The organism is Saccharopolyspora sp. NPDC050389 (assembly GCF_040655595.1).
Classification (GTDB): domain Bacteria; phylum Actinomycetota; class Actinomycetes; order Mycobacteriales; family Pseudonocardiaceae; genus Saccharopolyspora.
The window spans coordinates 1-7,760 of sequence record NZ_JBFAKG010000184.1 but is presented as its reverse complement, the minus strand read 5'-3'; the positions used below and the strand labels follow the sequence as shown (position 1 = coordinate 7,760).

Below are 7,760 nucleotides of genomic sequence, written 5' to 3'. Positions count from 1 at the left end.
ACCTCGCCGACTACAAGGTTCGCCGCAGGCCCATCCTCGCCGGGCTCACCAGCGAGTACGAAATCGCCTCTTGAGGCCGCCCACCACCCAGATTGACCCAAAATCCAATATTCGAGCCCCACACGGAGACCGACTCAGCCTGCTGACGCAGGGTGATTCCGTTCTCGCGGTAGCGAACATGGAGACGGGCGAGGTTGGATTCGGCGACCCCGGGCAGGCTGGAACCAAGTGTGTCGATCAGCGCGTGAGGTTCCACAGCACATCCTCTGCTTCTTCAAGCATTCGTTGCCGCAGTTGCGCATCGCTGCGTCGTGTCCGGTCCTGGCGAGCGGCCTTCTCCAGCTCGGCGGCGATCTCGCCGGCTTCACTCACCAGACCGAGCACGCGAGCGGTGCGAGCCCGCGCTCGTGGTTGTCGAAGGCACGGTATTGCCGTTGGTATTCCACCAAATCCACGGGTCTTCCTCCTGAAAACGGCGACATATTCTGGCGCAGGGGACGAGGTCAGCAGTGTTAGCTGGGCGGATGGCTGATGAGCCATTCGGCGCGAGAGCGTGCTGCGGGTCTACGGGCGGGCCAAGCAGGGCGCGCAGATCGGCCGGTTCAAAGGAATCCGCACACTGCATCCATTACTGGCGACAATCTCCACACCGGGCTTAGTGACACCTGACCATTGAGCCGAGGGCCAACCGCACAGGCGTTGATCGGGCCAGTTCACGCCAACCGCTGCGCAGCTCCGCCCAACGAATGTCCATTGTAGACCAGGTCGACAGTGGGGGTGACGGAGTGGCAGGTAACTGCCACCCCTCCGGAGCGCCGTTCGGCGACACGCGTAGCGGTGGCAACTTGCTGTCCAAGGCTTGTGTCCAAGATCGCGATCTACCTACATTCTGCACGTCTCGCAGGAAATCCGGAAGAAGCGGGAAGAGCGGCACCCGAAGTCCGCGCGGGGAAGGGCCTGAGAACGACCAGCCCCGTCGCGGAGCCCGGCGCGCCGATCAGGATCGTGCAGCCGGTCAGCGGGGCCGAACCCGGGCCCGCCCGGATGACATGTGCAAAGTGTGATCAACAGTGCTCGCCGCCGCTGTCCCCGGACCAGATCCCGGAGATGGCCGACGTCCTCGCGCGTGGGGCCAGGCATGGACGCGGTGATGCGGAGGCAGTCGTCGCAAGGTCCCGACAAGTCACCCCCGTGGAGCCCAGAATGAGCAGTGAATCAACGATCGACGTAGTCCGGCAGCAGTTGGGTGAAGGGCGCTTTGTGGTGCTGGAGCACAAGGCCACCAACCCGTCCAGCAAGAAAGACCGCGCGGCGACCAGCGAGGTGTGGCTGGTACGTCCGGACGGTCACCTGGCGTGGCGTGGTGAGCCCGAGTCGCCGGGCCTCGGCCAATGACTGGAAGGCATGCTGCGGTACGGCTGCGCGAACAAGTGATGCCGCAAGCCGATGAGGCGGCCCTCGTGCCGGACGTCCCCGGTGCGGCCGTGGCTTGATCCTTAACCTGTGACGCTGGTAGTGCCGACCCGGTTGATCACGATACCAGCCCTTGGTTGATCATTCCTCTTTTCGAAGAAGGAAGATCGATCCAAGGGCTGCGATGGTTGGTGTGCATGATCCCGATCGCGGGTGGAGTTCGGGGAGTTGGCCGGGTTCCGCCAGGACCCTACGAGTGTCCGACAGCTCGGGCGGATGCCGACGACACTCGCGGGCCCACGGCTGACCCGACGTGCGGCCCGAGGCGACCACTACGGGCCGCTGCCGATCACCGAAGGCACAGTGATCCGGCTGACTGGCCATCACCTGCCCAGCAGTGGGAAAGAGATCCGCGCGGATTTGGTAGTCCAAAGTAGACGCTGCCGAGGATGGTCCCGACCGCTGGACCGCCACCCACACCAACTCCGGCACGCCCGGTCCCTGACCGCGGACCTGCGGCGGACGTGGGAAAAGCCTGCCCCACCCGAGCGGCTCACCCCCTCCCGCAACCGACACGGGTTTCGGAACCTCCGTGCGAAGTCCCAACCCCGTCGCATTTCCCATTCACATCGACCCACCGGGAAGGCGCCAAGTCCCCGCACTCGACAGACCATTTCCGATTCCGGAGATCGCTGGAGAAAACAGTGACCGAAGCCGATTCCACATCCACCTTCCCCGAAGCGCGCACCTGCCCCTACCAGCCGCCGAGCACGTACCGCGAATTTCAGCAGCGCGGCCCGCTGTGCCGGGTCGAGCAGTACGACGGCGCGATGGCGTGGGTCGTCACGCGTTACGACACGGCCCGCCGACTGTTGGCCGACCACCGCCTTTCCGCCGACCGGACCCGTCCGGGCTTTCCGCTCCTATCCGCCCGCTTCGAAGCGGTTCGCGAGCAACAACCGCGGCTGCCGCTCGTGGCGATGGACCCGCCGGAGCACGGCGTGTACCGCCGAATGGTGCTCAAGGAATTCACCGTGAAGCGAGTCCGCGAATTGCGCCCTGCCCTGGAGCGGATCGCGCGTCGATTCGCCGACGACCTGGTCGACGCCGGACCGCCGGCCGACCTGGTGCCGACGTTCGCCATGCCAGTGCCGTCGATGGTCATCTGCGAGGTGCTCGGCGTGCCGTTCGACGACCACGACTTCTTCCGGGACGTCGGCCAGCGCATGGCGGAAAGCGCCGACCCGGAGGACATCGCCGCCGCGCGCGGTGAAATGGTCGAGTACCTCGACGGGCTGGTCACCGCACGGCAGGGCGAGCCGGGCCCCGGCCTGATCAGCCGACTGGTCACCGAGCGCCTCGCCAGGGGCGAGCTGGACCGCGAAGACGTCGTGGCGATGGCCGAGTTCCTGCTGGTCGCCGGACACGAGACCACGGCGTCGATGATCTCGCTGAGCGTCCTCACCCTGCTGGAGCACCCCGAGCAGCTCGCCATCCTGCGGTCCGATCCGAGCGCGATGCCGTCCGCGGTGGAGGAGCTGCTGCGCTACCTCTCGGTCGCGGACCTCGCCGGTGTGCGAGTCGCCGTCGACGACATCGAGGTCGACGGCCGGCTGATCAGGGCCGGCGACGGCGTGATCGTGCCGAACGCGCTGGCCAACCGGGATCCGCACGCCTTCGCCGACCCGGACACCTTCGACATCCGGCGTGAAGCGCGGCACCACGTCGGGTTCGGCTTCGGCGTGCACCAGTGCCTCGGCCAGAACCTGGCGCGGGCGGAGCTGGAGATCGCGCTGTCCGTCCTGCTGGAACGGCTGCCCACGCTCTCGCTCGCCGTCGACGACGTACGGGAGTTGCCGGTGCGGGCCGCGACCACGATCCAGGGGATCAACAAGCTGCCGATCACTTGGTGATCAGGTCGATCAGGTCGATCAGGTCGGCCTCTTGCCGAACAACCCATCGAGTCGACTCGCCACGACCGGCCCGATTTGGGACAGCGCCTCGGGTTTCATAAGGTAGTCGTGTTCGCTGTCGATCTCGTGAACCTCGATCTGACCGTTGACGCACGGGATCCACGCTTGCCGAGCACGCCACGGCTCGGGCGCACCGCCTCCCCGTTCGCCGACGGCGACGAACAACAACAGGTCACCGTGGAACCGGCCGGGACGGTACTGCCTGATGGCTCGCTCGTGCCGCGCGTGGCTCCGGCAAAGGCGGTCGAGGATCTGTTCGTCGAGGACGAACGCGGCCGATTCGTCCGCGCCGATGACGTCGATGAACATGTCGCGGACATCGCGGTCCGCTGCGGGTGGCGGCAGTTCTCGCTGGCCGGTCGGCGCCGGGAACGAATCGAGCAACGCGAGCAGTTCGACCTCGCCGCCTTCGTCCTCGATCATCGTGGCGACGGCGTGCGCGATGATGCCGCCGAACGACCAGCCGAGCAACCGGTACGGTCCAGTCGGCTGCACGGCTCGGATGCGCGCCAGGTAATCGGACGCCATTTCCTCGACGCCGATTGGACCGGAACGATCTTCGGTCAGGTCCCGGGCTTGCAGGCCGTACACCGGTTGTTCGGGGTCGAGGTGCGGAAGCAGCCCGGCGTACGGCCAGCTGATCCCGCCGGCCGGGTGGACGCAGAACAGCGGCCGGCGGCTGCCGGTCGTGCGCAGCGGCAGGAGAACATCCAGGCCGCTACCGATGTCTCCCGAATCCAGCCGGCGGCTCAGGTCCGCCGCTGTCGGCGCCTCGAAGAGCGCCCCCACGCCCAAAGCCACGTCGAAGTCCTTGCGGATGCGGGACACCAGCCGGGTGGCGAGCAGGGAATGCCCGCCTAGGTCGAAGAAATTGTCGTCGACGCCGACACGCTCGACGCCCAGTACTTGGGCGAACAGGTCGCACAGGAGCACTTCGGTGCGGGTGCGCGGCGGCCTCGACCGGCCACCGCCGGTGAACGTGGGTGCCGGCAGCGCTTTGCGGTCCAACTTGCCGTTCGCCGTGACCGGCAACTCCTCCAACGCCACCACGGCGGCCGGTACCATGTACTCCGGCAAGAACTCGCGCGCGAACCGCCGGACCTCGTCACCGTCGACCTGGGCCCCCGCGGCGGGCACCACGAACGCCACCAGTCGTTTGTCGCCCGGCCGATCCTCGCGGACGACCACTGCGGCCCGGGCGATTCCGGGATGCGCGGCAAGGGTGTTCTCGATTTCGCCGGGCTCGATGCGGAAGCCCCGCACCTTCACCTGGTCGTCGGCCCGCACCATGTACTCCAGTTCGCCGTCATGGTTCCACCGCACGAGGTCCCCGGTCCGGTACATCCGGCTACCCACCGGATCTCCCGGCTTGGTGAAGGGGTTCGCCACGAACCGTTCCGCGGTGAGTCCCGGGCGGGCCCAGTAACCGCGCGCCAATCCCGTGCCGCCCACGTAAAGCTCCCCGACCACGCCCGGCGGGGTCGGCCGCAACCAGCGATCCAGCACATACACCCGCGTGTTGGCGATCGGGCCACCGATCGATGGCGGTCGCGTGTCGTCGCACCAGGCCAACGTCGACCAGATGGTCGTCTCCGTCGGGCCGTAGACGTTCACGACTCGACCGCCGGTCGCATGCATTTCGGCGACGAGCTCGGTGGGCAGTGGTTCGCCACCGGACAACATCGTGAGGTTCTCGAAATTCGCGCCGCAGAAACCGATCAGTCCTTGCCACAACGAGGGCGTGGCCTGCACGATCGAGACTTCTTCCTGCTCAATCAGGGTGGTCAGCAGCGCCGGATCGCGAACCGTCCCGTCGTCGGCGACCACGACGGTGGCGCCGGCCAGGAGCGGGCCGAGCAGTTCCAGGGCGGCGATGTCGAACGAGAGCGTTGTGACCGCCAACCAGCGGTCCGACTCGTCGAGCCGCAACGCCTCGCCCATGCCGAGCAGCAGGTTCCGCAGGGCCAGCTCGGGGACGACCACGCCCTTGGGCTTCCCGCTGGACCCGGACGTGTAGATGACGTACGCGGGGTGCAGCGGATGTGGGGCAGCCGGGCGGTCCGCGTCGGTGAGGTCCGTTGCCGGTAGCCGGTAGAGCGAGTCCCACACCTCGCCGTCATCCAGCACGACCAGCGGTCGGGAAACCCCGGGCAGTCGTCGGGCCGTGTCAGCGGTGGTCAACACGATCGCCGGGTCGGCGTCGTCGAGCACGTGCCCGATGCGTTCCCCAGGATGGGCCGGGTCGATCGGCAGGTAGGCGCCACCGGTCTTCAGCACGGCCAGCAGGGCGACCACCATCTCCGCCGTGCGCGGCATCGCCAGGGCGACCACGCGCTCCGGGCCCGCGCCCAGGCCGATGAGGTGGCGGGCGAGCCGATTCGCGCGCGAGTTCAACTCCGCGTAGGTCAGCCTCGCCATGCCGGACACGACCGCCTCGGCGCTCGCGGACTTGCCGGCCTGGGCCTCGAACAACGCGAACACCGACGACTCCGGTGGCAGGTCCGCCTCGGTGGCGTTGCACTCGACCAACAACCGTTCCCTTTCGGCCGCGGTGACCGCATCGATGTCCGCAACGTTCCGATCCGGGTCGTCGGCCACCATCCGCAACAGCGCGTGGAGCCGGTCCAGCAAGACCTCGATCGCCGGTCGGTCGAAGACGTCCGACCGGTAGTCCAAGCGCAGTTCCAAACGCCGCCCCGGCACGACGACGAGGCTGAGCGGGTAGTGCGTGGTGGTGTGGCTGTGCGCGTCAGCAACCCGCAACCCACCCACCGAGTCGAGCATGGTCGGATCGACCGGGAAGTTCTCAAACAGGACCAGGCTGTCGAAGAGTCCACTGTGTCCGGTCAGCCGGTGGATGTCGCTGAGTCCCAGGTGTTCGTGCTGCGTCATCCGCAGCTGGTCTTCCTGCACCCTGGAGAGCAGCGCGGAAACGGATTCGCCCGCCTTGATGCGGACGCGAACCGGCAGGGTGTTGACGAACAGGCCGACCATGCCCTCGATGCCCGGCAACTCCGGTGGCCGTCCGGCGACGGTGGCACCGAAGACCACGTCGTCGCTGCCGGTCAACTGCCCCAACAGCAGCGCCCACGCGCCGCGGACGAACGTGTTGAGCGTCCAGCCGCGGCGCCGTGCGAGGGCCGTCATCGATTCGGTCAGCTCCGGCGGCAGTTCGAACGTGACCTGGTGACGTCGCGGCTGCGCTCGAACGACCTCCGCGTTCGGCGCGATGCGGGTCGGCGCCTCCAGTCCGCGCAGCATCTGCCGCCACGCGGCCGCCGCCGCCGGTCTGTCCTGCGCGGCTTGCCACGCCAGGAAATCCCGGTACGGGGTGGCCGGCGGCAGCCCGTCCTCTTCGCCGTGCTCGTAGAGGTGGAACAGATCGCGCAGCAGCACGGGCATCGACCAGCCATCCAGCAGGAGGTGGTGGTTGGTGAGCGCCAGGAGGTGGGACTGTTCGCCGAGGCGGATCAGCGTGAACCGCAGGAGCGGGGGCGCGGCCGGGTCGAACCGGTGCGACCGCTCCGCATCCAGGAGCCGCGCCGACTCGGCCCGCCGCTCGTCGGCAGCGAGGTGCCGGAGGTCGATTTCCTGCCAGGGCAACGCCACGGAACCAGGCACGACCTGGACCGGGCGTTCGACGTCGTCGCACCAGAAGGCGGCGCGGAGATTCGGGTGGCGCCGCAGCAGTGCTTCCGCGGCATTGCGCAGTGCCTCGGGCTCCAACGACCCGGCCAGCTCCAGGGACAGCTGGACCACGTAGTCGTCGGAGTTGTGCTCGTCGTACAGCGCGTGGAAGAGCAACCCTTCCTGCAGCGGTGTGACCGGCAGGATCTGGGCTGCCCCGCGCTCGCCGAGCCGCGAGTGCTCGGCCTGCACCCGGGCGATCTCGTCCGCGGTCAGGTCGACCAGGAGCGGTTGCGGTTCCGCTGCCGGGGGCACCGACGGATCCTGCGGCGCGGCTGCCCGAGCCAACGCGGCCACGGATTTGTGCTGGAACACGTCTTGCACGGTCATCGGTATCCCGGCCGCCTTGGCCCGGCTGACCAGTTGTACGGAGGAGATGCTGTCGCCGCCCAGGTCGAAGAAGTTGTCGTCCACCCCGACCGTTGCGACGTCGAGCACCTGGCCGAACAGACCGCACAGTTCCGCTTCGAGCGGTGTCCGCGGGCCGCGCCCCGCAGCGGACTTCGCGAAGTCCGGTTTCGGCAGTGATTTCCGGTTCAGCTTTCCGCTCGCCGTCATCGGCAACCGGACCAACGCGACCACGGCGGCCGGGACCATGAACTCCGGCAGCTTCGCGCGGACGAAATCCCGTACCTGGCCGACGTCCGGCTCATCGCCCGAACTGGGCACGACGTACGCGACCAGCCG

General features: G+C 67.9%; 4 protein-coding genes. 2 read left to right on the top strand and 2 right to left on the bottom strand.

Annotated elements, in window-relative coordinates; translation table 11 throughout:
- Positions 1–237 precede the first annotated feature (237 nt).
- Complete coding sequence (locus AB0I53_RS48800; protein ID WP_358617868.1) at positions 238–384, bottom strand: hypothetical protein; 147 nt, start codon at positions 382–384, stop codon at positions 238–240.
- An 819-nt stretch (positions 385–1,203) separates the two neighbouring features.
- Here AB0I53_RS48800 and AB0I53_RS48795 point away from each other — a divergent pair.
- Both AB0I53_RS48795 and AB0I53_RS48790 read left to right on the top strand, forming a co-directional pair.
- A complete protein-coding gene (locus tag AB0I53_RS48795) occupies positions 1,204–1,395 on the top strand; it encodes a hypothetical protein (protein WP_358617865.1) in 192 nt (63 codons plus the stop codon).
- Between the two features lie 722 nt (positions 1,396–2,117).
- On the top strand, positions 2,118–3,326 hold the full coding sequence (locus tag AB0I53_RS48790) for a cytochrome P450 (protein ID WP_358617862.1): 1,209 nt from the start codon (positions 2,118–2,120) through the stop codon (positions 3,324–3,326).
- 18 nt (positions 3,327–3,344) lie between these two features.
- Here the strand turns inward: AB0I53_RS48790 and AB0I53_RS48785 are convergent.
- A partial coding sequence (locus AB0I53_RS48785) for an amino acid adenylation domain-containing protein (protein ID WP_358617859.1) occupies positions 3,345–7,760 on the bottom strand: 4,416 nt, incomplete at its 5' end.